General features: G+C 62.2%; 26 protein-coding genes and 1 pseudogene. 13 read left to right on the forward strand and 14 right to left on the reverse strand.

Annotated features, from left to right (window positions below; translation table 11 throughout):
* The first annotated feature begins 293 nt into the window (after nt 1-293).
* Nucleotides 294-440: a recombinase family protein gene (locus tag JQC81_RS23270; protein ID WP_203274187.1), complete on the forward strand. Its 147-nt coding sequence runs from the start codon at nt 294-296 to the stop codon at nt 438-440.
* 1,244 nt (nt 441-1,684) lie between these two features.
* On the opposite strand, the gene JQC81_RS23275 is transcribed toward JQC81_RS23270, so the two are convergent.
* Together JQC81_RS23275 and JQC81_RS23280 are read right to left on the reverse strand one after the other, a co-directional pair.
* Nucleotides 1,685-1,966 carry a hypothetical protein gene (locus JQC81_RS23275; RefSeq protein WP_203274188.1) on the reverse strand — a complete coding sequence of 94 codons (282 nt, stop codon included), beginning with the start codon at nt 1,964-1,966 and terminating at the stop codon, nt 1,685-1,687.
* Between the two features lie 17 nt (nt 1,967-1,983).
* The gene (locus JQC81_RS23280) at nt 1,984-2,388 is read right to left on the reverse strand and encodes a response regulator (RefSeq protein WP_203274189.1); all 405 of its coding nucleotides are present in this window, start codon (nt 2,386-2,388) and stop codon (nt 1,984-1,986) included.
* A 371-nt stretch (nt 2,389-2,759) separates the two neighbouring features.
* On the opposite strand from JQC81_RS23280, the gene JQC81_RS34450 reads away from it, so the two are divergent.
* Entirely contained in the window at nt 2,760-3,008 is a 249-nt protein-coding gene (locus JQC81_RS34450; protein ID WP_376772437.1) for a PilZ domain-containing protein, read from the forward strand.
* Between the two features lie 404 nt (nt 3,009-3,412).
* On the opposite strand, the gene JQC81_RS23290 is transcribed toward JQC81_RS34450, so the two are convergent.
* Genes JQC81_RS23290 through JQC81_RS23310 form a run of 5 tightly spaced genes read right to left on the reverse strand, consistent with a single transcriptional unit; the run spans nt 3,413 to nt 5,927 of the window.
* Nucleotides 3,413-4,072, reverse strand: a complete 660-nt coding sequence (locus JQC81_RS23290) for a glutathione S-transferase family protein (RefSeq protein WP_203274191.1) — start codon at nt 4,070-4,072, stop codon at nt 3,413-3,415.
* Nucleotides 4,069-4,587, reverse strand: coding sequence for an SRPBCC family protein (locus JQC81_RS23295; RefSeq protein WP_203274192.1), 519 nt, complete (start codon nt 4,585-4,587; stop codon nt 4,069-4,071). The genes JQC81_RS23290 and JQC81_RS23295 overlap by 4 nt, the downstream gene beginning before the upstream one ends.
* Nucleotides 4,571-4,924 (reverse strand): ArsR/SmtB family transcription factor, encoded by a 354-nt coding sequence (locus tag JQC81_RS23300; protein ID WP_203274193.1) that lies wholly within the window; start codon nt 4,922-4,924, stop codon nt 4,571-4,573. Before JQC81_RS23300 ends, JQC81_RS23295 begins: the two co-directional genes overlap by 17 nt.
* Nucleotides 4,909-5,181, reverse strand: coding sequence for a hypothetical protein (locus tag JQC81_RS23305; RefSeq protein WP_203274194.1), 273 nt, complete (start codon nt 5,179-5,181; stop codon nt 4,909-4,911). Before JQC81_RS23305 ends, JQC81_RS23300 begins: the two co-directional genes overlap by 16 nt.
* Nucleotides 5,178-5,927, reverse strand: coding sequence for a DUF899 domain-containing protein (locus tag JQC81_RS23310; protein WP_203274195.1), 750 nt, complete (start codon nt 5,925-5,927; stop codon nt 5,178-5,180). The genes JQC81_RS23305 and JQC81_RS23310 overlap by 4 nt, the downstream gene beginning before the upstream one ends.
* 343 nt (nt 5,928-6,270) lie before the next feature.
* Between JQC81_RS23310 and JQC81_RS23315 the strand changes: the two are divergent.
* A pseudogene (locus JQC81_RS23315) lies at nt 6,271-7,476 on the forward strand (IS256 family transposase).
* A gap of 380 nt (nt 7,477-7,856) precedes the next feature.
* Here the strand turns inward: JQC81_RS23315 and JQC81_RS23320 are convergent.
* Entirely contained in the window at nt 7,857-8,111 is a 255-nt protein-coding gene (locus tag JQC81_RS23320; protein WP_203274196.1) for a hypothetical protein, read from the reverse strand.
* Between the two features lie 468 nt (nt 8,112-8,579).
* Between JQC81_RS23320 and JQC81_RS23325 the strand changes: the two genes are divergently transcribed.
* The 4 genes from JQC81_RS23325 to JQC81_RS34455 all read left to right on the forward strand — a co-directional run bounded on the left by JQC81_RS23325 (nt 8,580) and on the right by JQC81_RS34455 (nt 11,190).
* Nucleotides 8,580-8,843 carry a hypothetical protein gene (locus JQC81_RS23325; RefSeq protein ID WP_203274197.1) on the forward strand — a complete coding sequence of 88 codons (264 nt, stop codon included), beginning with the start codon at nt 8,580-8,582 and terminating at the stop codon, nt 8,841-8,843.
* Between the two features lie 358 nt (nt 8,844-9,201).
* Nucleotides 9,202-9,333, forward strand: coding sequence for a hypothetical protein (locus tag JQC81_RS33970; protein WP_281400371.1), 132 nt, complete (start codon nt 9,202-9,204; stop codon nt 9,331-9,333).
* Nucleotides 9,334-9,670: 337 nt separating this feature from the next.
* Nucleotides 9,671-10,666, forward strand: coding sequence for a phasin family protein (locus JQC81_RS23330; RefSeq protein WP_203274198.1), 996 nt, complete (start codon nt 9,671-9,673; stop codon nt 10,664-10,666).
* Between the two features lie 296 nt (nt 10,667-10,962).
* A complete protein-coding gene (locus JQC81_RS34455) occupies nt 10,963-11,190 on the forward strand; it encodes a DUF6894 family protein (protein ID WP_376772438.1) in 228 nt (75 codons plus the stop codon).
* A 52-nt stretch (nt 11,191-11,242) separates the two neighbouring features.
* Here the strand turns inward: JQC81_RS34455 and JQC81_RS23335 are convergent, their stop codons facing one another.
* The gene (locus tag JQC81_RS23335) at nt 11,243-13,201 is read right to left on the reverse strand and encodes a PAS domain S-box protein (protein WP_246520619.1); all 1,959 of its coding nucleotides are present in this window, start codon (nt 13,199-13,201) and stop codon (nt 11,243-11,245) included.
* Between the two features lie 775 nt (nt 13,202-13,976).
* Here JQC81_RS23335 and JQC81_RS23340 point away from each other — a divergent pair.
* Both JQC81_RS23340 and JQC81_RS23345 read left to right on the forward strand, forming a co-directional pair.
* Nucleotides 13,977-14,621, forward strand: coding sequence for a DUF1326 domain-containing protein (locus JQC81_RS23340; RefSeq protein WP_203274200.1), 645 nt, complete (start codon nt 13,977-13,979; stop codon nt 14,619-14,621).
* Complete coding sequence (locus tag JQC81_RS23345) at nt 14,618-15,448, forward strand: DUF2182 domain-containing protein (protein ID WP_203274201.1); 831 nt, start codon at nt 14,618-14,620, stop codon at nt 15,446-15,448. Before JQC81_RS23340 ends, JQC81_RS23345 begins: the two co-directional genes overlap by 4 nt.
* A gap of 113 nt (nt 15,449-15,561) precedes the next feature.
* On the opposite strand, the gene JQC81_RS23350 is transcribed toward JQC81_RS23345, so the two are convergent.
* Complete coding sequence (locus JQC81_RS23350) at nt 15,562-16,977, reverse strand: alanine/glycine:cation symporter family protein (RefSeq protein WP_203274202.1); 1,416 nt, start codon at nt 16,975-16,977, stop codon at nt 15,562-15,564.
* Between the two features lie 325 nt (nt 16,978-17,302).
* Between JQC81_RS23350 and JQC81_RS23355 the strand changes: the two genes are divergently transcribed.
* Together JQC81_RS23355 and JQC81_RS23360 are read left to right on the forward strand one after the other, a co-directional pair.
* Nucleotides 17,303-17,512 carry a hypothetical protein gene (locus JQC81_RS23355; protein ID WP_203274203.1) on the forward strand — a complete coding sequence of 70 codons (210 nt, stop codon included), beginning with the start codon at nt 17,303-17,305 and terminating at the stop codon, nt 17,510-17,512.
* An 87-nt stretch (nt 17,513-17,599) separates the two neighbouring features.
* Nucleotides 17,600-17,908: a hypothetical protein gene (locus JQC81_RS23360; protein WP_203274204.1), complete on the forward strand. Its 309-nt coding sequence runs from the start codon at nt 17,600-17,602 to the stop codon at nt 17,906-17,908.
* A gap of 356 nt (nt 17,909-18,264) precedes the next feature.
* Here JQC81_RS23360 and JQC81_RS23365 read toward each other — a convergent pair whose 3' ends face one another.
* The 3 genes from JQC81_RS23365 to JQC81_RS23375 are packed head-to-tail and all read right to left on the reverse strand — an operon-like array spanning nt 18,265 to nt 19,232.
* Nucleotides 18,265-18,654, reverse strand: coding sequence for a response regulator (locus JQC81_RS23365; protein WP_203274205.1), 390 nt, complete (start codon nt 18,652-18,654; stop codon nt 18,265-18,267).
* Between the two features lies 1 nt (nt 18,655).
* Nucleotides 18,656-19,054 (reverse strand): response regulator, encoded by a 399-nt coding sequence (locus JQC81_RS23370; protein WP_203274206.1) that lies wholly within the window; start codon nt 19,052-19,054, stop codon nt 18,656-18,658.
* The gene (locus JQC81_RS23375) at nt 19,035-19,232 is read right to left on the reverse strand and encodes a hypothetical protein (RefSeq protein WP_203274207.1); all 198 of its coding nucleotides are present in this window, start codon (nt 19,230-19,232) and stop codon (nt 19,035-19,037) included. The genes JQC81_RS23370 and JQC81_RS23375 overlap by 20 nt, the downstream gene beginning before the upstream one ends.
* A gap of 224 nt (nt 19,233-19,456) precedes the next feature.
* On the opposite strand from JQC81_RS23375, the gene JQC81_RS23380 reads away from it, so the two are divergent.
* Nucleotides 19,457-20,662: a GAF domain-containing sensor histidine kinase gene (locus JQC81_RS23380; protein WP_203274208.1), complete on the forward strand. Its 1,206-nt coding sequence runs from the start codon at nt 19,457-19,459 to the stop codon at nt 20,660-20,662.
* 223 nt (nt 20,663-20,885) lie between these two features.
* Here JQC81_RS23380 and JQC81_RS23385 read toward each other — a convergent pair whose 3' ends face one another.
* A complete protein-coding gene (locus tag JQC81_RS23385; protein WP_203274209.1) occupies nt 20,886-21,341 on the reverse strand; it encodes a carboxymuconolactone decarboxylase family protein in 456 nt (151 codons plus the stop codon).
* A gap of 175 nt (nt 21,342-21,516) precedes the next feature.
* Here JQC81_RS23385 and sigJ point away from each other — a divergent pair, with 175 nt between their 5' ends.
* Nucleotides 21,517-22,449, forward strand: coding sequence for an RNA polymerase sigma factor SigJ (gene sigJ / locus JQC81_RS23390; protein ID WP_203274210.1), 933 nt, complete (start codon nt 21,517-21,519; stop codon nt 22,447-22,449).
* Nucleotides 22,450-22,692: the final 243 nt, after the last annotated feature.

A 22,692-nucleotide genomic window follows, 5' to 3' on the forward strand; every position in this document is an offset into this window, starting at 1 on the left:
CACCCATTTCCATCGGTTATTCTGTCTTGAATGACGGCTCAGACACCCAGAACCGGGCCATATTCTGCCTTTGGGATGGTCTGCTGATCGACTTCTCGAGCCCCGTTCCTGCTACGTACTCCGTTAGCGTGTCATTGGACACAGTTCTTGTTCTGGCCCCAAGCTGACGCGAGCATGAGGTTCTGTGGGGCAACTTGTGAGATGGTCCCCAGGAAAGCGGCTCCCAAGCACGTTCAGCCGCTATTCCAGCGAGAGCTCTGACTGTGAGGAACAGTGTTGGCCCACAACTTCTTATGCTCTCCATCCAGACAGGCTGCGCCACGTCTCTTCGGCAGATTGCGGCTGCCCTCAATGAGCGGCACATCAGGACCGCACGGGGCAAAGAATGGACGGCCGCGCAGGTTGTGCGCGTGCTGGACAGGGCTGGCGCCGGGGCGTGAGGTGGGTTGGACCTCAATCCTAGCTACGCGACTTCACGTTATCCATGGCCGCTCGAAAGCTGACACTCACCCTTCATGCGTTTCGCGATGGCCGACATGGCGCTGTCGAGAGAGGCGAAGGTGATACTCTCCATTCCGGCCAGTCCCGAGTTGGCATCTGCTCGGATGGTGAATAGCGACGGGGAGACTTCCGTAATGGTTCCAACAGGGCGCTGGAGGCTATCGCTCAACATCCAAGTGCCTGGTTTGAACTCCGCAGGTGTCACGACCACATCCGCGGCATCTCCTCCGTCACGACAGGATAATTCTTGCGTCGTGACATAGGCTGTCAAGCAATGTCGGGACGGGCGCCGCGGGGTTGATGATGGGGCATGAAAAAGCCCCGTCGGGATTGGTCTGAACGGGGCTCAAGTCACGGAGGACGGTCAAGGAGACCTGTGGGGCAGACTCTCCGTAACAAAATAACTCCCAATCGCGTAGGCAGGTTTCACTGGCCTTCCCTGCCCTGATGAAGGTGCTCCCGAAGAACTGCATTGAGCCGAGCGATGTCGCCGTTCCGGTCACACAGGTAGACCGCCCCACTCCGCTCACTTGTGACAAAGCGGTTCTGTGCCGGACAAGTCGCAACCTCGACAGCAACAATGCCGAACAACAAAATAACACTGTACCAGATCACGAACTTCACAAAGGCATACAGAACAAGCTCAAGGTAGCGCATTATGCGAGCCGGGGAGTATCCGACCAATCGCTCCGCAGTCCGGCACCAGCATAATACTACGGTTCGGGTACAGCACCCGAGCAAATCTCAACAGAGTATAAACGCTCTACATCCGTTCCATGCTCATTCCGCATGGCAGGGACGACCCATCTCAGGTTTGTCCTGTGCTGGGTGCCCTGTAGATGACCCCTCCTCCGCCACGGCCTCCCTGTGGCGGGGTTCCTCCCTAAACTCGGCTACCGTTCTACGGTGGCCTTTTACTCGCTGCCAGTTCGCGGCGCCTTTGCGCTTGTGTCGGCTCATTATTGAGGTTGCGTCATGTTCCTTTCGGTCATTCTTTCCAGCCTGCGCCAATGGCACCGTTCCCGTGAGACGGCTCGCCAGTTGGCAGCCCAGACGGATCGGGTATCTGACATTGGTCTATCCCGGGGCGACATTGATCAGGCTGCACGTCAAGGACGGTGAATGCTGCGGGAGGGTGGATCTACTTCACCCTCCCCTTTCCCAAAAAATGATCTTCCGTACGTCAGTGCGTCGTCGGGCGCGGATTCGCAAGCAGAGGCATCAATGCCCCCCTGAGTTCCGCCATCTGCCGTTCAGTCTCGTTGCGGGCTAGGCCTGCATTTGGATTGACCCGTTCCCGCAGCCGGGCGTTCTCGGCTGCGAGCCGGTCATTCTCAGCCAACAGGATCGCTACCTTCTCCTCGGCAATTTTCAGCCGAGCCCGAGCGTCATCCCGCTCCTGCTCCCGGATCTGGGCACGGTCGCGCCAGAGACGTGAGGCAACGGTTTCGTTGTGGTCGCTCATGACCGGCTCCTCTTTGGTTAGGCAGCCCTAAGCATCTCGACCGGAGTGTCATCAACCGTTTCAGACAATGCCAAACCCTTCAATGTCTCAAGCACCATCATTGGGGCATGCGGCGGGACAAAGACGGCGTCCACTGAGGGACAATCAGCCTCGGGGATCTCTTCGGACAACAGGATAACCGACCGGTCCGGATTGTGCCGATGATACTCATCGGCGAGGAGCCATCCATCCACCAGCCCAGGCAGCCTTACTCCCGTCACAAGCCAATCGATTTGAGCCTGCTGCTGGCAGAGCGACAGGAGCCCTGCGTTGCCCGTTGGAACGGCCAAGACCCGAAAGCCGGCGGTCTGGAGAATGTTCTCCAGCAGCTCGCGTGTGATGGGGTCATTCTCGACGACAAGAACAGTAGCTGAGGCAAGCATTCTGGGACATCACGCATTGTGTGGGAGACGTGCCGATGTTCTGCCGGTTTGGTTAATGCTTTCTTAAATTGCCCAGCAGTTGGAGCCAGTGCGCCAAGGCGACGCGCCCCGGATTTGTCGGTTGTCACGTTCAGCAAATCAGCTCACTCTCGCCCCAGCTGCCTGTCAACGACAGCTGTCGACGAGTCCGGGGGCCGGCACGGATGTACTGCCCTCCCGGGCTCCTCGTCGGACCCGCCATAATCCGCCCTGGCGGTCAAACAGCAGCGCCGCGCTCTGGAACCCCCCACGCCTCGAGGGCAGCCTCACTCCAGCCCGGTCCCTTACAGGGTTCGTTCCGTCGAAACAGGAACTCTTGCATGAACCATGTAATGCCTGAGCGTCGATCGGGTGAACGGGTTCCCGCTGGCTTAGAGGGGTGGTTCGCAAGCGAAACCACCGGCGATCCGGTTGCCTGTACCGTGTGGGACTTGTCTGAGACGGGTGCGCGGCTGGTGATCCCCGCCGCAGCCGATGTCCCCTTGGAATTTCAATTAAGGATCCCGCACGAAGGAACTGTCGCCAGGGTTCGATTGCTGTGGACTGCTGGCAGCCACTACGGGGTAAAGTTTACCGATTGAAGATCGAACCCGACCAAGTCCGAGGTTGGGAGAGGTAGAGATCTCGGGCTTGGCCGGGAGTTCGGTTGGGCGACCGGTACCCTAAGATGGGGCAACGCCACTGAATCGTTGGTGAATGCCGAGCAGCCTCTCCCACTGCGGACTCCTCAGGTTACCGTGACATCACCGGACCAACTCCTTGCCGCGTCATTCGGCGGACGGTGATCGCTGTTTCATCACGCCTGCTGAGCCACGCTTTGCTGACTGTCATCAGAAGCCGCCGCTAGCCGACGCATTAAAAGAGCGGCAGCGCCTCCACACTCTGAGCCTGGAAGCCGCCATTCCGCTTGTGGCCACGACCCACTGTGCGGCTGAGCGCCCTTGGGTACGGGAGATAGGCGTGGGATGCGACGGCGTTGCCGCCGTCAGGCCGGTACCATCTCTGGCGCATTCTCCCGGAACGGCGCGAGCTGCGCCGCGAGCGCCCGCTGGAATGCGGGCCTCGCCTCGCCGCGCGCCAGATAGGGCCCCAGCACGGGGTCGGAGGTGACGATGTCGGTGTGACGTAGGATCCTGAGCACCGTCACCATCAGCAGATCAGCGGCGGTGAACCGGTTCTCCAGCCATTCGCGGCCGTCCAGCCGCCGGGCGAGAGACGAAAGCTTCATGCGGGTGAAGGCCTCCTGGCCCGGTCGCCGCGCCTTCGCCCAATCCTCTTTCGCGTGGAACAGGTCGAGATTGGCTAGGTTGGCGACATGCGGCTCGACCGAGTTCATGGCCGCGAACAGCCACTGCGCCACCTTGGCCCGGCCGACCGGATCACGCGGCGATAGCGCCTCGGATCTATCAGCAAGGTATTGGACGATGGCGGCGCTCTCGAACAGCACCAGACCGTCCTCCTCAATGACGGGAACCTGCCCCCAGGGCTGGATGCTCCGGTAGGCGGGCGCGTCCTTGTCGTCCTGGCCGAGCAGCTTGGTACCGTAAGGCATGCCGGCCTCCTCCAGCGCCCAACGGACGCGAAGGTCGCGGACTAGGCCTTGGGCGAAGTCGGGCACCCACTTGAAGGCGTAGAGTGTGATCATGAGGCGTCTCCTTGAGATCTGGCCTCAACATAGGCCTGCTGGCGATCGAGCAGCCCGCTCCAGCCGGTGATATGGCTGTTGCGGCGCTCGGGATTGGCGAAAGGCGTCTGATGGAAGGTTTGGATTGTCTGGCCATGGGCCTCGGCGAAGGTGATAGTCACGGAGGTCTCGATAGCTGCGGACGGTCCCCCGTCCCAGACGAAACTGAAGACGATCCAGCGATCCCGATCGATCTCGCGGTAGACGCCGCTCTGCCAGTTCTCGCCTCCGGTGTCGGAGAGAAAGCAGGCCCGCCACGCGCCGCCCACGCGGAACTCATGGCTGAAGTGGGTGCAGCGGCAGCCCTTTGGTGCCCACCAGTGGGTGCGGTGGGACGCGTCCTCCCACATCCGGAACACCAGGGCGACCGGGGCGTCGAACGCGCGCACGATCAGCAGCTCGTCGTCGCGCAAGGGCATTCCCGGGTCGCGGCTGCGCTCGGCCGCGACGCTCCGGGTGTCAGTTCTCGCGTCCATCGGGGTCTCCTTTTGTGATCGTCGCGAGGTAGGCCTCCATCTTATCGAAGCTACCCTCCCAGAAGCGGCGGTAGGAGGCGAGCCAGCCGTCCAGGTCTTTGAGCGGTCCGGCCTCCAGCCGACACGGCCGCCACTGGGCCTCCCGACCCCGCGAGATCAGACCCGCCGCCTGCAGCACCTTGAGGTGCCGCGACACCGCGGGCAGGCTGATGTCGAACGGCTCGGCCAACTCGTTCACGGTGGCCGCCCCGCGCGCGAGCCGGGCCAGGATCGCCCGTCGTGTGGGATCCGCGAGCGCCGACAGCGTCGTGCTCAGAGGGTCTACTGCGGGCTGCATTCGCTCTCCTCCTCGACCCTGCGGTCGTCGATCGCCCGGCGACCGCCCAGCCGCTTCAGCCACGGCGTGACGTGGAAGGCGCACATGAGCAGGTACATCACGACCATTCCGTCCAGCGGCCAACCACTCCCAGGCCCGCAATGCGCCTCTGTCGGCCCACTCGCGGCTGCCCCGCTTACCAGCGCCATAGCTGCAAAGGTCGGCGCCGCGGTGAGGTTCAACCACTCCGCGGTCTCGGGCACGGAGGTTCCGTTCACGCCTTGGCGCCCGCGCTAGCGGCCCGGAACGCCGCCTCGCCGGCCTCAGACACCGCGACCCATCTGGGATCCGGGGCGGTGTCCGGTGCGTAGCTGTCATGCCAGTTCCACCACTTATAAGCCGGCGTCTGTGGGTATCCTTCCGGCGAGTCCTCCCAAGCCTCCTGGCGGCCGAGCGCCGTCAGGTCGAGGTAGCTCCAAACGGTGCCCATCGCCTCGTCGCCGCGATTGTTGATGAAATAGGTGCGCACCACGCGCTCGCCGTCACGGAAGAACACGTTGTGCCCGTGCCATTCGTCGACGCCGAAATCGGCATCGAAGCTGTCGGTCAAAGTGTACCAGGGCATGCTCCAGCCCATCCTGGCCTTCAACCGCGTAATATCCGGCTGCGGCGCCCGCGAGACGTAGGCCAGCGTCGTGTCGCGGGCATTCAGGTGAGCGAGGTGGCCTACTTGATCGGCGCCTAACGAGCATCCGCGGCAGGCATGCTCGGGCCAGCCGTGCACTCCGGGCTCGAAGAAGGCTCGATAGACGATGAGCTGCCGCCGGCCTTCGAACATGTCCAGCAGGCTGACTGTGCCGGATGGTCCTTCAAAGGTGTAGTCCCGCTCGACCGCCATCCAGGGCATCCGCCGCCGGTCGGCAGCGAGTGCGTCGCGGGCGCGGGTATGGGCCTTCTCCTTCACCAGAAGCTCGAGGCGTGCAGCCTCCCATTCCTGTGGCGAGACGAGCGGAGGGGTTTTCATCGCAATGGCTCCTTTCACGCAGTCTGTGCCGGCGTTCGGTTTATTTAACAAGTATGTTAAATACAAACTCAGACGAGAGTCAACCCTTGACGCCTTGCGCTCGCTGTCCGCGTGAAATCCTGAAGTCACGGACCATGCTCATTATCCAGCCGGTCCCGGCCTTCAGAGCGGAACAGGTGGAACCGGTGTTGACACCGGAGACTGCGAGACAGTGAGCGGCTGCACACACGAGAGAGCCGCCCACCGCTAAAGAGTAGTGTGGTGCAGGTTCTGCAAATCGCCTGAGCGGGGCGGTCATGGCAGGATGGTGATGTCCAAGTCACCGTCCGAGAGGAGCCCCACCATGACCAGCACCAAGGATAAACCTGCCGCTGCCGCCATCAAGGACCTTCTGAACCAGAGCCCGGACGGGCTGTGCGAGATCGTGCGCGCCGTCATGCAGGAGATGCTCGAGGCCGAGATGACCGATGCCCTCCAGGCCGAGAAGGGCGAGCGCACCTCTGCCCACCTGGGCTACCGCTCAGGCTACTATACCCGCACCCTGATCACCCTGATCACCCGGGTCGGCAAGCTCGAGCTGCGCGTGCCGCAGGACCGGGATGGCCGCTTCTCCACCGAGCTGTTCGAGCGCTATCAGCGCTCCGAGCAGGCGCTCGTCGCCACCCTGGCCGAGATCTACGTGCAGGGCGTCTCCACCCGCAAGGTCAAGGCGATCACCGAGGAGCTGTGCGGCCACAGCTTCTCGGCCTCGGCCATCTCCTCGATCAACAAGCGCCTGGACGACAGCCTGGCCCAGTTCGCCGCGCGACGGCTCGAGGAGCCGTTCCCGTACCTGATCCTGGACGCCCGGTACGAGAAGGTGCGCTAGGGCGGCATCGTCGCCTCGCAGGCGGTGCTGATTGCGGTGGGCATCGACTGGGACGGGCGGCGCCAGATCCTGGGCGTCGAGATGGCCAACCGGGAAAGCCAGTCCTCGTGGCGGACCTTTCTGCTCGGCCTGCGCGAGCGCGGCCTCTCAGGGGTGGAGCTGGTGGTGGCAGACGATCATGCTGGCTTGCGGGCCGCCATCCGCGAGGTGCTGTCAGAGGCCGCCTATCAGCGCTGCTATGTGCACTTCCTCCGGAATGCGCTCGACCACCTGCCGCGCAAGGCGGACGACGACTGCCTGCAGGAGCTGCGCTGGCTCTACGACCGCCGCTCGGTCGAGGAGGCGCGGCGCGATCTGGCCGCCTGGATCGGCAAGTGGGGGGCACGCTACCCGCGCCTGGTGGCCTGGGCCGAAGAGACGATCGAGGAGACCTTCACGTTCTACCGGCTGCCGCGCCAGCACCATAAGCACCTCAAGAGCACCAACATGCTCGAGCGCCTGAACGAGGAGATCAGGAGGCGCACTTGCGTGGTGCGGATCTTCCCCAATGCGGCTTCATGCTGCCGGCTGGTGCGGGCGCTGACCGTGGAGACGCACGAGAATGGGCTCGAAGCTCACCGCTACCTCAATATGGAGGACCTGAAGGAGCACAAGAAGGATCAACTCCGCGAAGCCGCCTAGCCAGCCTGCTCGGCCGCCCCGCTTTGCAGAACTTGACGCACACAATCTAGTCTTGCTGCTGACAGTGGACCAGACGCGGTCATTCGGCCGACACAAATCCGTTGTCCACGAACTGCTCCGGCGACATCGAATAACGCTCCTAAGCTATGGGAGGGTCAATGCCTCTCGGTTGATCCCAGGTAGTTACGGATCACGATAACAGCGGCACTGATCGCCAGCGCAACGAAGATGGCGATCCCGATCCATTCGATCAGCTGCTCCACCCTTTCTTCTCCAGGGGGCACCGGTCCTGTGCTTCCGGTCCCTGGGATAGGAAGAGGCCGATCAAGGAGAAGCGTCTGCAGCATCTATGCTCCTCTCGCGTTGCTCCCAAGGTCCGGTCAGTCCGAACAGGCAACCCGGCCGTGCCTCTGGCTCGTCTGCTTTCGCAGCTCGGCAATCTGGCGGACATATGGTTCACGGCGCTTGATGTGGCGCTGGCGCACCGTATCCACGATCACCCCCCTGAGTTCGGGCCTGGCCGTGATCCGGATCCGGGCCAACGCGAACTCATACTCGACATCAATGTTGGTCAGTGTGGTGGAGAGGATTGAGATCAGTTCAGTCAATCGATTGTCGTTCGCAGCCTCATCCATGAGCATCTGTTCCTCCCAAGCGTATTTTCTCGAGTTTGCGGTGCCCCGCCGCGGCTACGCTCACCCAGTGCCGATCCTTGCTGGACGACTTTGTTGCGCAACGGGCTGAGGGTTTGGGGTGGCCTTGCATCAAGGCCACCCCTTAGGCCGCTCCTCGACCAGGGTGGCGTCTCGCTGCCCCTCTGGGCAGCTCTCTCCCTAAACTGCGGGCTCCTGCCGCTGCCTGCTACCTACTTGGATTAGCTTCCGACCCTGAATGGGACCAGTCGGAGAGTCCCTACGGACTGTTCCGACTGATGGCTCAGACGCTGTAAGTTAATCCCGGCAAGGAGCTTGCGAGCAACCAAAAGTGCTCTCGAAGGGAGTACGTAAAGATCCGTCGTAATCCTACCCACGGCTCTTCGCTTGTTAATCCAGGTTAACTCCGCCATCTGTTGGGCCAAGAAGCAAGAACAACAAGAGGAAACCATGCCCAACAACTTGCATCAAACGTATGGCAAGTGCTCACCGAGCCTCAATGCCATGATGAGAGAGGTTCTTCATGTGCTTGGCAGCATCGACTTTGCCGCCGAGGTGGAATTGGAAAACCTCAAGATGAAACCTCTCGACCCAAACTTGAAAGAGCAACTCAAAGGCAAGATCAGAGCCGCCCATTGGGAGAAGCGCCGGCTGTATGTAGACATCTTGGAGACGTTGCGGCGTCGACAACACCGCCTGGCATTTGCGGCCTGAAGGCGCCGCCGCTGATCGACTTGCCTGCGCAAACGGTGACAGAGGCACCAAAGGCAGGCGCGAATTGGCAGGGAAATCGTCAAAGAGTTGCAAGGACGAGCAGGAAGCAAGGCACGGCCCTCGCTATTTGCCAACCTGAGCGCGGGCTCGCAGCCGTAGAGGCACAGATTGCACGATTGCGCAGAACAGGAATGCGGAACTGCTCGGCATCATCCTTTTGCGCTTTGGAGGCGGGATCCCACCTGTCCGGTCTGGCGCTCGGAAGGGTGGCACTCGGCGCCATTACAATCGGAAGAGACTCGCACGAGCCCTTCGATCCGGCACACGCGCGAGCATAATCAAACTGGGAGGAGTAACAATGATCGAGGTCCGTAAAGAACTAAGTTCTCTTATCAAAGCCTGCGAGGCCGCGGCCCAATCGCACATTGCCTATGCGCGGCAGGCCTATACCGAGTTCCAGCGTTCGTTTCATGAAGCAGCGCGCCGCTGAGGCCCTCCAGAGGGCTCATCAGTATCGCCACGAGCTGCAGCATCTCCCGCACGACGAGTAAGGCAACCGACAGGAGTGCGTCCGCAGCTGGTGAGACATTGCCAAGCTCATTGGTGGAATGATTAACATAGGTGAAAATTGTTGGGAACGCCTAACGATGGTCGGTGCGTTGTATCGCCGGCGTTGGCGTCTAGGTCAGCAAAGGGAAACTCATGTGAGCGCCTTTACTGCTTCTAAGTTTGCGTGAGTTCGAGCCGCTTCGCCCTGCGGCTGGTATCAATTCGTGTAATCAGTTTTAGAGCACCTGCACCACCCTTCCTATTGCCAGGGAGAGACGATGTCTGCCACCAGACGATTCAGCCAAGCACCACCGGACAAAGTGAACGAGTTGTTCGAGAAACTCGTCGCCACGTCCAGCAATGCGGTTAAAACCCGTGAGCGCTTGTTCGCGGACCTGAAAGAAGAGCTGGAGCTTCTAGCCTCCTTGCAGGAGGAGCATCTTCTCCCAATCCTGCGACGACACGGGATGGAGGATCTCGTGCGGGAGGCCCGCAACGACAACCAGGAGACGGCTGCGCTCCTAGGCGAGCTGGAGCGCATGCCCAAGAACGATCCGGAGTTCATCGGGAAATTGGATGATCTCAGACGAGCCTTCCAGCAGCACATTCGTGACGACCGGAAGGAGCTGCTTCCCGCCGTGCTCAAAGTTCTGAGCGACGACGAAGCCAACGCCATAGCCGAAACAGTGGAGGACGAGATGGCGAATATTGATGAGAACAAACGAGCCGATGCCCGTCGGGCACGGGAGCAGGTCGAGACCACGCAGCGTGTGACCGAGGATGTGGCCAACACGCTACGCGCTGGCATTGAAAGCGCGCAGACTATGGCTCAAGCCATGCAGGAGGCGGTAACAAACAGTTGGGGCGCCTTCTCGGAGCTGGCCCGCCGCTCCGCGGGTCAGGCCCTGCCGCTGGCAGGTCAGCCGGATGGCACCGCTCAGGGGCTGACCGAGGAGACTGCGCACAACCTGCGCGCTGTGGCGCAGTCCAGCGCGGCCCTGACTCGCGGCCTGCAGGATGTGTCGCGCGAGGTGGTCGAGCGCAGCCAAAAGCGACTGCAGCGCAACCTGGACGGTTTGCAGGCCCTCGCACGTTGCCGGTCGATGACGGATTTTGTCGAGGTGCAATCCTCTCTTTTGCGCGACAACCTCGAACAAACGGTTGAGAACAGCCGCCGCATCGCGGAGTTGACGATCCAAATGACTGGTGAGGCCACGCGCACCGTGACGGCTCAGGTTGAAAGGACCAACCAGCATCTCAACCGCGCGGCGTGAGCAAGCTCTGTTCTTGAGAAGTATGCTCCCGGCTCACCGGCCGGGAGCATCTATGAGGAGCCAGAGGTCAAACGTGGATATTCGGGACCTTCCTTTTTGGGGTCAGCCCGCCATACGGTACCGGTCGAGCGGCCTCGGGTCCGCACTAGCGCCGCGGCAGGATTCAACGCTTTGTTGCCCCAGCCTGTCGCTGATGCTTGGTACATCCGGCTGCCCTATGCTCCCTCCCGATTGGAGCTGGGCGGAGATGGCCTAGCGCCTATACTCCTCATTACGAGCAGCAGGTTCTTGCCATGATGCCCCTGTACTTTCTTCATATCCGAAACGGGAACAAGCTTGAGGTAGATCCAGACGGCACAGAGCTGCCAGACTTGGATGCCGCCTTTGAAGAGGCCCGGAAAGTGGCACGGGAGCTCGTGGGGGAAGTGGCTGATTTAGGACAGGATGCAATCATCGAGATTGCTGACGGATCCGGCCAAACAATCCTCACTGTTCCATTCTCGGACGCAGTCCGGACGCATTAGGAGGAAGGTGCGGACGTGGGCAGGCCGCTTCGCATGACACGTGAGGTCTGTCTCACCTATCCTGCAGTTTGGGCTGCAAGCCTGCCATAACCGCAATCTGCACCAGCTCAGGCAGACTTTGGGCACCCAGCCGCTCCATGATACGGGCACGGTGCGCCTCAACCGTCCGCGGGCTGAGCCCAAGATCCCGGGCAATCGTCTTGTTGGTACCCCCGGCGAGAAGTCCATCCAGCACCTCCCGCTCACGTGCTGGCAGGGCTGCAATCAGCGCCTTCACCCGCTCAATGGCCTGATCCTGCTCGGCTCTCTCGCGGATGGTCGCCTGAGCGGAGGCGAGCGCCTCCAGAAGCTGTTCAGAGCGATAGGGCACATCAAGGAAATCCACCGCTCCCGCCTTCATCGCCTGGACCCCGACCGCGACGTTACCCTGGGCTTCGCCGATCACGATCACCGGCAGGCCCGCACGCCGGGCTTTCAGCTCTTTGGGGATCGTCAGCTCACCCGTCGCGGCATCGCGGATGTCGAGCACCACACAGCCGGGCACCAACACCGGCGCTACTTCCAGGAAGGCCTGGGCCGCGGAGAACATCTTCACCTCATAGCCAGCCTCCTGGAGCAGAAGGCAAAGATTCCGTCGTGAGTCCTCATTGCTGTCGACCACGTAGACGGTGGAGCCGTCATGCTGCGTGATGTCCTTGGCGATGCCGGCAATCCGTCGAATGGTCTGGTGTTCATCGAAGATTGGAAAGCCGGTCGCGTGGATATGGCGCATGCTCCCGTCCGGCCGAACGATGCGGTACTCCTCGACCACAGTGTCACCCCGCAGAACCCGCTCGGTAGCTTGGACAGAGCGCTCGCGGTCCTCAGGATGGACGGTTTCGGCCCATTGATCACGGTGCTGGAAGGTCTCTGGCGACCAGCCCCAGACACGCTCAAAGGCGGGGCTGACATACTCCATCTCCAATGTCTCGGCGTTCATGATCCAGAGCATGTCCGTCGAGTGCTCGGCGAACTGCCGGAACCGTGCTTCGCTCTCCCGCAGGGCGGTCTCCGCCCGTGCTCTGAGGACCGACGTCCAAGTGCGTTCGGCCACCTCCTGCACCAGTGTCACTTCATCGTCGCGCCAGTGACGTGGCTCTCCCTGGTGAACATAAAGCGCCGCAACCAAGCGACCTTCTCGGATCAGCGGCGCGATGATGCTGGCGCGCTTGCCGGTACGGACGAATTCAGCCGCGGTATGCTCCTCTGCGCTGCGAGGATCCATCAAAGCGTCATCAATGCGAACTGTCTTCCCGGCCCGCAATTCGCTTTCGACGGGTGAGCCAAAGTCGCCCATATGATACTGACCGGCAAAGGTGGGGGTTGCTCCTGCAGTCCAGTCGCGTTCGACTGTAAAGGACCCGCCGGTCTCGCTGAATTCGGCATACCCGACGCGGCTGGCCTTCAGGTGCCGGCCGAGCATTTCGGCTGCCGTCGCCATGACACCTCGCGCATCAGGTATCCCGCGCAGACGCGTGCTCAGGTCAATCAGGAACCGAAGCCGCTGCTCACCAAACACCCTCTCGGTGGTTTCATGGATGACGATGAGGACGCCCCCTATATCGTTGGTCTCTGCCATGACAGGGCTGAAGGAAGCATTCCACCATGTCTCCTCGGGATAGCCCTTTCGTTGCACGATCCAGACAGGCACGTCCTGGACGTAAGTTGCCTCCCCGCGAAGCGCCTGCATGACGAGCGGCGAGGCAACATCCCAGATTTCGGCCCAGGCCTGTGGCAGAGGCTGCCCGAGTGCCTCCGGCCTGATGCCACGCAGCGGAAGGCAGGCATCATTGTAGAAGGTGATCAGTTCCGATCCCCAAAGAAGGTAGGTCGGCATCTTGGAGCGCAGCATGTTGCTGAGCGTGACGCAGAGTGAAGGTGGCCAAGTCTCGAAAGGCCCCAGCGGAGAGACTGCCCAGTCATATGCCTGGATGCGGGCTCCCATTGTGCCGCCGCCAGTCAGAAACGGCATGGTGCTCAAACCGCAGACCTCCTCTGCCCTTGCGCTTGATCACGACAGCCCAAACTTGGCTATTTTGAGCCGCCTTGCATGTTTCTGAAGCATAAGCCCCTGCCGCTCGATGTGTGAGACGATAATCTGGTAAGTCCGAAGCAAATTATGCCCTACGGCACGTCCCGTATTTCTACGTCGTACTACACCGACGTGACGAAGCGGGTGTGTCCGGATAGTGGTGCTCTACCGGTCCCGCAATTTCTGCCCCTACGGGCCGGACCTTGAAGCGCCCTTTGAGACAATGGGCGCTTTCTTTTTGCCTATGCGGAGAACGGAAGATCCCACCTCACGAAGGTGCCCAAGGACACGCAGATGATGCTCTGGCTGGCATGGGGCGCGTGAGTTCGGGCTCAGAACAGAAAACCTCGAAGGTCTCTTGTGGGTCAGGCACAGTAATTCCCTTGGTCCTCAGGAACGTCCGGTACTCGTTATCAAAGCTGACATTCGGTCTACTTCGCGAATGTGCCAGGAGGCGACATTCCGGACCCACAACGTTCGTAACGGCAGGTCTCCACGACTCAACGACGTTCCGCTCAAGGTCCCTTTGTCGCTAAGCGATCGATACATAGCATCATTCCATCACAGCTCTGGATTGCCTCACTCTACGAGGTGATCCGCAGACCTCGTCCGGAGGAGATAGAAGGCTGGTGCTCAATTGGTCTTGGGAGTATCTTGACCTTAGCAATCCCTATTCCGCCGACAACGATCTGCGCCAGAGCCTAGGGAGGTGACCATGCCTGACGTCACATGGACGATCAAAGGGCGCGAGTTCATTCATTGTAATTGCGATTATGGCTGCCCCTGCCAGTTCAATGCCCGCCCAACCCACGGCCATTGCCACGCCGTTGCCGGGATCGAGATCGCGGAAGGCCACCACGGCGACACGAAGCTCGATGGCCTCCAGGTAGCCTGTGTCCTTGCCTGGCCGGGCGCGATTCACGAGGGGCGAGGTCACGCGACGCCCATCATCGACGAGCGGGCGACCCCAGAGCAGCGCGAAGCCCTCCTGCGCATCATGAGCGGTGAGGACACCGAGCCTGGAGCCACCTTCTTCCAGGTTTTTGCCACGACCTACGAGAAGGTGAATGATCCGATCTTTGCCCAGATCGACCTCGAGATCGACGTCGACGGCCGCACGGCACGCCTCAGGGTGCCGGGTGTGATCGACGCAAGGGGCGAGCCGATCCTCAATCCAGTCACGGGTCAGCCGCACCAGGCGCGGATCAATCTTCCCAACGGCTTCGAATACACCGTAGCCGAGATCGGCCGGGGCTGGGGAACGGCAACAGGCGCCATCGAACTCGATCTGGAGGACTCCCACGCCCACTTTGCTCATCTTCACATGACAGGCTCTGGAGTGGTGCGGCCAACCCCATGACGGATGCGGCTCTCGACCTCGTGCTGCGGCGGGACCGTGTCGTGGTCTTGGCCGCGCTCGGTGCCCTCGCAGCGCTAGCCTGGGCTTATGTCCTGTGGCTCGCCGCCGCGATGGATGGCAGTCATACGGCAATGACTGACATGTCCGGCATGGGAATGTCGGAAATGAATATGGCTGAAATGGCGGGACCGAGCCTGCGCGCCTGGGGCGCTACCGATTTCGGGTTCATGTTCGCCATGTGGGCCGTCATGATGGTCGGCATGATGCTGCCGTCTGCGGCTCCGATGGTCCTGATTTATGCGGGTGTGGCCCGTCAGGCTCAGGCTCGTCATAAGCCGTTTGCCGCCACGGCCTGGTTTGTGGGGGGCTACCTCCTCGCTTGGACGATCTTCGCTCTCGTTGCCACGCTGGTGCAATGGTCGCTTGAGCAAGCTCTCGTCCTGACCCCAATGATGAAAAGCGCGAGCACCGCTCTAGGTGGCGCGATCCTGATCGCTGCGGGCGTTTACCAGTGGACGCCGCTCAAGGATGCCTGCCTGTCGCAGTGCCAATCCCCGCTCCTCTTCATTCAGCGGCATGGCGGATTTCGCCGTGAGCCTCAGGCGGCGCTCAGGCTCGGGACGGAGCATGGTCTTTACTGCATTGGGTGCTGCTGGGCGCTGATGGCGTTGCTTTTCGTGGGTGGGGTGATGAATGTGCTGTGGATCACCGGCATCGCGATCCTTGTCCTCGTCGAAAAGCTCACCCCAGCGGGATGGTGGATAGCGCGGATCACTGGGGCAGCCTTCATAGGGGCCGGCGCTTGGCTCCTCGCCCTTGCGTTGTGACGGAAAGGCTCTTCAGGACCTTCCCTGGAGGAGCTTCCGCTTTGGAGCCCCAAACTCACCTATGCGCAAAGTCTCCGATGCGCCAACGAGAGACGTTCGCCTTGGCCGTTGGGTCAGCCTCGGCGCCACACTCCGGTCCCTATCCCGGCAGGAAGGTGCGGGTTCGCCTTCGAGTCGAACAGCGGGATGCCGTTCGGCAGAGCCTGCTCGTAGTCGGCGAGCGCCCCGAACGCCCACCGCCCCAGGAGAAGGATGGCGCCCAGGTTCACCAGCGCCATCAACCCCATGGCGACGTCAGCCAGTCCCCAAACTGTCGGCAGTTCGCCCAGGCAGCCGCCAGCAACCGCCAGCAGCACGACGATCCTAAATACCTGCACCACAGGGACAGATGCCCCGAGGTAGGTGAGATTGCCGTCGGCATAGGCGTAGTTGCCGAGGATCGACGAGAACGCAAACAGGAAGATCACGAGCGTCATGAACATCATGCCGATGTTGCCGAACCAAGCCGCGACCGAGGCCTGGGTGAGGCTCGCGCCAGCGACTGCCGTTGGCTGAGCCGGATCATAGACGCCGGATACGAGGACGATGAACGCGGTTGCCGAGCAGATGATGATCGTGTCGACGAAGACGCCCAAGGACTGGATGAAGCCTTGGGTGGCTGGATGGCTAATGGTCGCTGTGGCCGCGGCATTGGGAGCGCTGCCCATGCCCGCCTCGTTGGAGAACAGGCCGCGCTTGACGCCGTTCAGAAGAGCGGCTGCGATCCCACCGAACGCCCCTGCGGCGGCCTGGTCGAACCCGAAAGCAGATCGAACGATCAGGGAAAGCACCTCCGGGATCCTCTGGACATGCAGCCCAATGATCACCAGCGCGAGCGCAATATAAGCCAAAGCCATGATCGGCAGCATCCATTCCGCCACCCGCGCAATGGCCCGCATGCCACCGAACAGCACCGGAGCGGCGAGGACCACCAGACCGATGGCGGTGAAGAGCGGCGGAATGCCGTGAGCCGAATTGAGGGTATCGGCAATGGTGTTGGCCTGCACGGCATTGAAGGTCAGCCCGAAGGTGAAGATCAGCAGGACCGCAAAGACACCGCCCCACAGCCGCGATCCCAGTCCCCGCTCGATGTAATAGGCCGGCCCGCCGCGGAACGTGCCGTCCGGTTGCGGTACCTTGAAGAGCTGGGCCAGCGTGGCCTCGATGAAGGCGGTCGCCATGCCGACGAGGGCGACCATCCACATCCAGAAGATCGCGCCCGGGCCGCCGAGGGTCAGCGCGATCGCCACGCCCGCGATGTTGCCGGTTCCAACCCTGGAGGCCAAGCCGATGCAGAAGGCCTGGAACCCGGAGATCCCCTGCCCGGCTCCCTCGCGTGAGTGTGAGAGGGCGGACCAGAAGTGGCCGAACAGACGGAATTGGATGAACCGGGTTCGGATCGTGAAGTAGGCGCCGGCCCCGAGCAGCACGTAGATCAGCAGGTGATCCCAGATCAGCGTGTTGGCCCATTGGATGGCGGCGTCGAGCATGGACGATCCTTTCCAGGTAGGATGAACCGAAATCCGGCTACGCTCACCCAACGCGGTCATTCCGCTACCGTTCAATCCCCATGGGTCGCATTGGGATCCACGGCGTACCGTGGCCTCAGCTTCGATCCGATTGACCGAGTCGCCTTTGGCCCAATCCAGCAGAGTTGCTCCTGATTTGTTGAACAGATCGAGGCTTGAATGTGACCATGAACAGCCCGACGCTTAGCGCGGCATGTGCTGGAACGCCAAGCCAAGAGATCTGGTTGTTTCGGCATCGGGTCGGCCAATCCAGAAGAGCCGCGCTCGAGGATGAGGAACTGACGCCATGACTCACCGATTCGGGGTTGGCCAGCTTGTGCGGCCCAGGGAGCGTCTTCTCGAGAACACCGGGATCTACGAAATCCTGCGCCTTCTGCCCTCCGGACCTGACGACGAGCCCCTCTATCGGATCAAGGCAGCGACCGGACCGATCCAGCGCGTCGTGCGGGAGGCCGATCTCGTGCCTGCCTCGGCTTCCTCGCAAGGGACGGGATGAGCGGGGGCTGTCATCGCTGCATCCGGTGAACCAGCGTTCACCTAGCCTGTTGTCCTTATGGCTGCCGTCAGGAGCGCCGGAGGTTTCATGTTACTGAACCGGATCGTCTTGGCTGTCGTGGTCACGGCGCTCTTCTGTCTGGGCCCGGCCGGAGCGCAAGAGCGCACCATCCGCGTCGGCGTGCCATCCGGCCCTCTGGTACAGCTCGTGCAGGTTCTGGCTCCTGCGCTTCCGGCCGAGAACGATATTGCCGTGGCAGCGATCGAGATGAAAGCCACCGCCCCCTGTCAGGCTCGGGTGCGGATGCGGCTCTCCTTCCGAGCCGCCTTGCCGAAAGGCTCCAGCCGACAGGCCAAATGCCGTCCCGGACAGTCTTCTCGGGCGACGTCATTCTAGTGGGGTCGCGCGCGGAGATGGCCCGCGTGCGGGGCTTAAAGGATATCAGAAAGGCCCTGCGCTGGATCGCCTCGGCGCGTGGAGCCTACATGTCCAGCAGCGCCGCGCTGGGCACGCGAGAGCTGGAGCTGTCCCTGTGGAGGAGCATCGGCGTCAATGTCCAGACTCGCTCGACAGGGACAATCAAGAGCCGGGTGAATCGGGCACGGAGCAGGCTCGCACAGATGCTGGCCGTCGAGCACGGGGAGGAGTTCAACCCGGACCCAAAATCAAGGCCGCGCTTCAGGGAATGTTTGGGACCTGACAGGATCCCTCCCCGTCGCCCCCCCTGACGCTACATGCACAAGTCCCCAGCTCTACTCCTCCGCACCCACCAGTTCGTGAATGTGCCTGACAAGCGTCGCAGCATGGTAAGGCTTCGGCAGGAACCGGCCGTCGTCCGGGATCTCGTGAGGCTCGGGACGTGCGTAGCCTAACGAGATCAGGATCTGGACATGCGGCCAGCGGGCATGGACCTGCTCGGCCAGCTCCATGCCGTCCATGGAGCCGGGCATGTGCACGTCCGTGAACAGCACGAGGACCTCGTCCGAGCGCGCCTCCAGCACCTTGAGAGCCACATCCGCGTTGGCCGCCTCCAGTACCTGGAAGCCTGCCTCTTCCAGTTCGTCGGCGGCGGTCATCCGCACCAGCAGTTCGTCCTCGACGAGAAGAACGACAGGTGGATCGTTGGTCGTAACCAGCGTCATGTCACGTCACCGGAGGCTGTGGATCATGAATGGCCTTCTCGGCTTGAACCAGCACGTCAAGCCCGCGCCAGGGCTTCGGCATGAAGGTGACGCACTCCGGCAGCTCCTCGGACACTGCGCCCGGATCGCCGGAGGTGAGCACGACTCTGACTGTCGGCCAGAGCTTGCACGCGGCCCTGGCGAGTTGGACCCCGTCCATCTCTCCCGGCAGGCGCACGTCGGCGAACATCATCGCCACCTCACCCCCACGTTCCTGGAGACAGTCCAGGGCCGCTTCCGCGCTCTCGACCTCGACGACCTCGAGGGGCGTCTCCTCCAGCAAGGCGCCTGCAAGCGCCCGGACATCGGAATCGTCCTCGACGATCAGCGCCAGATGCGGCTCAGGCTGAAGAGCGTTCATAGCCGTTCTCCCTGATTTCCATCTGGCGCAGGATGGCCACGAGCGGGTCTGGGACCGGTGCTTCGAGCACATCCCGATAAGTCTCGGCGAACGCACGCGCGATCATGAAGGTGGCGACATCCAGGTGGAGATCGTTGACATGGGGCAGGCGCACGTCGCCCGAGGCGTCGTGGGGCATCGGCACTCTCCTTAGGTTACTGATCTCGTGTGCCCGTCGCGGCGGCTCAGGCCGTCTGCGGGTTATCACATGTTAGTGAGAGGAACCGCTGACCCGGCGATGGGTTTCAGCGTAACGGTAGAAAGGTTTCGTTGGCACGGACAGTTCAGCGCATTCCTTGCTCCTAAGTGACACAATGGCATAGGCTGGTTAAGGTGCCCCAAGACAAAGGGGACCCTACCGACGTGCCGACCGACTTTGAGGCGGATCTTGCCGCCATCGACCGCATCCAAGCCGTGCCAACCATCTTGGAAGTCGTCTGCCGCACCACCGGCATGGGTTTTGCGGCCGTGGCCCGGGTGACTGAAGACCGTTGGATTGCCTGCGCGGTGCGCGATGACATCCAGTTCGGCCTCCAGCCCGGCGGCGAGCTGAAGCTCGAGACCACGATCTGTCACGAGATCCGGCAGGCGGGGAAAGAGGTCGTCATCGACCATGTGGCTGAGGACCAGACCTACTGCCGCCATCACACCCCGGCGATGTACGGCTTCCAGAGCTATATCTCGATGCCGCTTGTCCTCGCGGACGGCTCCTTCTGGGGCACCCTCTGTGCCATCGATCCGCGTCCGGCCCGCCTGAATACTCCCGTAACGATCGGCATGTTCAAGCTGTTCGCCGAGCTGATCGGGTTTCATCTGCAAGCTGGTGAGCGCCTGGCAGCCAGTGAGGCTAACCTAGCCACGAGTGAGGCGGACCTTCTCGACGAGCGCAAGACCTCTGAGCTGCGGGAGCAGTTTATTGCAGTGCTGGGCCATGACCTGCGCAACCCCCTCGCCTCAATCGACGCCGGAGCCAAGATGCTACTGAGGGAGCCTCTGAGCCCGAAGGGAATGACGGTCGTCGATCTCGTTCAGAGCAGCGTGAAGCGGATGGCTGAGCTAATCGACAACGTGCTCGATTTCGCCCGTGGCCGCCTGGGAAGTGGCCTGACCCTTGAGCGTGACGCGCGCGTGCCGCTGGGCGAGGTGCTGGAGCAGGTTGTTGATGAGCTACGGGCTGCCTGGCCCGACCGGCGGATTGAGACCCGGTTGGCTGTGACCAAGACGGTGAGCTGTGACCGTGCCCGCATCGCTCAATTGCTCTCGAACCTGGTGGCGAATGCCATTACCCACGGCGCGAGTGAAGAAACAATCGTAGTTCATGCCTCCACCTTGGGCGGCAACTTCGAGCTCTCAGTTGCAAATCAGGGCGAGCCAATCCCTCCCGCCACCATGAAGCGCCTGTTCCAACCGTTCTTCCGTGTAGCAGCGCGCCCAAGCCAGCAGGGACTGGGACTGGGGCTCTACATAGCCTGCGAGATTGCCCGCGCTCATGGCGGCTCGCTGGATGTGACCTCAGACCAAGAAGAGACACGGTTCACCTTCCGGATGCCGCTGGCTCAAGCGATCTGAGGGGCTCGTCGCACCAGGCGTTGGGCGGAATGCGCACTATCGGCTTTCGGGTCTGAGCGGCCTCGCAGCGGACACTGGTCCCATCTGTGTAGCCGGGTGCGCGGTGTGGACTGAAGGATTGGGCCGGTGTCTCGCAGCCCGACGCTCACAGCCATGGGGTGGATCCTGAATGGTGGAAGCGGAACGGCGACGGGGCCGTTCCGTGACAATGCGAAGAAACGGATCAGGCCTTGGCCTTGACTGGGAGCCGAAAGGGCGCCCCCAGCCGGTTGAACGCGTTCATGGCCGCAATCGTGATCGTGAGGTCCACGAGATCCTTGGGCGCGAAAGCCGCGCTTGCGGCCGCATAGGCCTCATCAGAGGCGTGCGTCTCGCTGACGAGCGTGACTTCCTCCGCCCACGCGAGCGCGGCGCGGTACTTGTCGGGAAACAGGTGGGGCACCTCGGCCCAGACCGGAACGAGGGCGACCTTCTCGAACGGCATGGTGTCCAGGAGGTCCCGGGTGTGCAGGTCGATGCAGTGGGCGCAGCCGTTGATCTGCGAAACCCGCAGGAAGACGAGGTGGATCAGTTCGTGGGGTAGGTCGGTGCCCGTGGTGATGTAATGGTGGATGCCGAAGAGGGCCTTCGCACCCTGCGGCGCCACCTCGTTCCAGACCAGCCGTTTGTTCTCGCTCATGATACGCCTCTATGTTCGGAACGCCGGAGATCGACGTTCGAAGCCATGACGGGCCAAGCGGTCAGGGTGTGACATGCCACCCAGCATTTCCGTTCAAAGCGGCCGATGTCACATCCGGGCCCGTCCGATCGTCTTATCCTCGGGTTCGGGATGCGCATGCGACGGGGAAGCGGATATGATCGGCGAGGAAACGGGGCGGACGGAGGCGATGGACGATCGGCGGACTACCGAGTTCGAAGCGGAGCGCAGGCGCCTGACACGCCTGGCCTATCGGATGATGGGCTCGCTCACCGAGGCGGAGGACGTCGTGCAGGACGCATGGCTGCGGTGGGTTGGGGTGGAGGGTGGCATTGGTTCGCCTCCCGCCTATCTCACCCGCATCGTCACACGCCTGTGCCTCGACCGACGCCGCTCCGCGCGGGCGCGGCGGGAAACCTACGTCGGACCCTGGCTGCCAGATCCTCTCGTGGGTTCCGTGGAGCCGGACGAGACCGTCGCCGACGACGTCACGGTCACGTTGATGCTGGCCCTTGAGCGTCTGTCGCCTCTGGAGCGGGCCGCTTTCCTTCTCCATGACGTCTTCGACGTGCCGCTGACAGAAGTGGCCGTCACCCTCGACCGCGCGCCGGCGGCGGTTCGTCAGCTCGCGGCGCGCGCCCGCAAGCACGTGCAGACCGCACGTCCCCGCTTCACCGTCGCACCCGCGGATGCGGACCGGATCACCCGCGCCTTCTTCGCCGCGGCGCGCGACGGGGACGTGGCGGCGCTATCAGTGCTGCTGGCAAGGAATGTCGAGATCCATACCGATGGCGGCGGCAAGGTCCTTGCGTTCCGCAATGTCATCCAGGGCGTCGAGCGGGCCCTGCGCCTTTTTGCCGGGCAGCGGCGCAAGGATGCCGTGCTGCCGACGCTGCTTCGTGTCGTCACCATCGACGGCCTACCAGGCTATGTCAGCTTCGATGGAGGCGGCGTGCTTCAGACAACCGCGCTCGACATCCGCGAGGACGGGATCGCCGCGATCTACATCGTCAAGAACCCGGACAAGCTGTCTCACGTGGCGGCAGAAGTGGACCTTGCAAAACGCATCGCGTCGATACCACCAGCTTGATGAGCTGTCTGAGTGACTGCGGCAACGCGGATAATCGTTCGATAGGCGGCACACGTGGCTCGCTCACGGTCGAATGTCCGGGTTGGGTCATCCTCTGCCGATCCCCTGATCCCCAGGAACGCCCGGTATTCCTCGTGAGAGCAGACTTTGGGTCTACTTCCGAGAGGTGCCAGCACCCGACCTTCGCAGGGTGTTCAAAACCACCCTGAAACTTGGATGCAAACCCTTAGGCCGGCTTAACCT

Origin of the sequence: Microvirga arabica (assembly GCF_016811235.1) — a bacterium.
GTDB lineage: Bacteria > Pseudomonadota > Alphaproteobacteria > Rhizobiales > Beijerinckiaceae > Microvirga > Microvirga arabica.

What these genes read in the sequence shown, in the direction of transcription:
- JQC81_RS23270 (WP_203274187.1), top strand. Translation starts at nt 294, where the DNA reads ATGCTCTCCATCCAGACAGGCTGCGCCACGTCTCTTCGGCAGATTGCG.
- JQC81_RS23275 (WP_203274188.1), bottom strand. Translation starts at nt 1,966, where the DNA reads ATGAGCGACCACAACGAAACCGTTGCCTCACGTCTCTGGCGCGACCGT.
- JQC81_RS23280 (WP_203274189.1), bottom strand. Translation starts at nt 2,388, where the DNA reads ATGCTTGCCTCAGCTACTGTTCTTGTCGTCGAGAATGACCCCATCACA.
- JQC81_RS34450 (WP_376772437.1), top strand. Translation starts at nt 2,760, where the DNA reads ATGCCTGAGCGTCGATCGGGTGAACGGGTTCCCGCTGGCTTAGAGGGG.
- JQC81_RS23290 (WP_203274191.1), bottom strand. Translation starts at nt 4,072, where the DNA reads ATGATCACACTCTACGCCTTCAAGTGGGTGCCCGACTTCGCCCAAGGC.
- JQC81_RS23295 (WP_203274192.1), bottom strand. Translation starts at nt 4,587, where the DNA reads ATGGACGCGAGAACTGACACCCGGAGCGTCGCGGCCGAGCGCAGCCGC.
- JQC81_RS23300 (WP_203274193.1), bottom strand. Translation starts at nt 4,924, where the DNA reads ATGCAGCCCGCAGTAGACCCTCTGAGCACGACGCTGTCGGCGCTCGCG.
- JQC81_RS23310 (WP_203274195.1), bottom strand. Translation starts at nt 5,927, where the DNA reads ATGAAAACCCCTCCGCTCGTCTCGCCACAGGAATGGGAGGCTGCACGC.
- JQC81_RS23320 (WP_203274196.1), bottom strand. Translation starts at nt 8,111, where the DNA reads ATGGATGAGGCTGCGAACGACAATCGATTGACTGAACTGATCTCAATC.
- JQC81_RS23325 (WP_203274197.1), top strand. Translation starts at nt 8,580, where the DNA reads ATGCCCAACAACTTGCATCAAACGTATGGCAAGTGCTCACCGAGCCTC.
- JQC81_RS33970 (WP_281400371.1), top strand. Translation starts at nt 9,202, where the DNA reads ATGATCGAGGTCCGTAAAGAACTAAGTTCTCTTATCAAAGCCTGCGAG.
- JQC81_RS23330 (WP_203274198.1), top strand. Translation starts at nt 9,671, where the DNA reads ATGTCTGCCACCAGACGATTCAGCCAAGCACCACCGGACAAAGTGAAC.
- JQC81_RS34455 (WP_376772438.1), top strand. Translation starts at nt 10,963, where the DNA reads ATGCCCCTGTACTTTCTTCATATCCGAAACGGGAACAAGCTTGAGGTA.
- JQC81_RS23335 (WP_246520619.1), bottom strand. Translation starts at nt 13,201, where the DNA reads ATGCCGTTTCTGACTGGCGGCGGCACAATGGGAGCCCGCATCCAGGCA.
- JQC81_RS23340 (WP_203274200.1), top strand. Translation starts at nt 13,977, where the DNA reads ATGCCTGACGTCACATGGACGATCAAAGGGCGCGAGTTCATTCATTGT.
- JQC81_RS23345 (WP_203274201.1), top strand. Translation starts at nt 14,618, where the DNA reads ATGACGGATGCGGCTCTCGACCTCGTGCTGCGGCGGGACCGTGTCGTG.
- JQC81_RS23350 (WP_203274202.1), bottom strand. Translation starts at nt 16,977, where the DNA reads ATGCTCGACGCCGCCATCCAATGGGCCAACACGCTGATCTGGGATCAC.
- JQC81_RS23355 (WP_203274203.1), top strand. Translation starts at nt 17,303, where the DNA reads ATGACTCACCGATTCGGGGTTGGCCAGCTTGTGCGGCCCAGGGAGCGT.
- JQC81_RS23360 (WP_203274204.1), top strand. Translation starts at nt 17,600, where the DNA reads ATGTTACTGAACCGGATCGTCTTGGCTGTCGTGGTCACGGCGCTCTTC.
- JQC81_RS23365 (WP_203274205.1), bottom strand. Translation starts at nt 18,654, where the DNA reads ATGACGCTGGTTACGACCAACGATCCACCTGTCGTTCTTCTCGTCGAG.
- JQC81_RS23370 (WP_203274206.1), bottom strand. Translation starts at nt 19,054, where the DNA reads ATGAACGCTCTTCAGCCTGAGCCGCATCTGGCGCTGATCGTCGAGGAC.
- JQC81_RS23375 (WP_203274207.1), bottom strand. Translation starts at nt 19,232, where the DNA reads ATGCCCCACGACGCCTCGGGCGACGTGCGCCTGCCCCATGTCAACGAT.
- JQC81_RS23385 (WP_203274209.1), bottom strand. Translation starts at nt 21,341, where the DNA reads ATGAGCGAGAACAAACGGCTGGTCTGGAACGAGGTGGCGCCGCAGGGT.
- sigJ (WP_203274210.1), top strand. Translation starts at nt 21,517, where the DNA reads ATGATCGGCGAGGAAACGGGGCGGACGGAGGCGATGGACGATCGGCGG.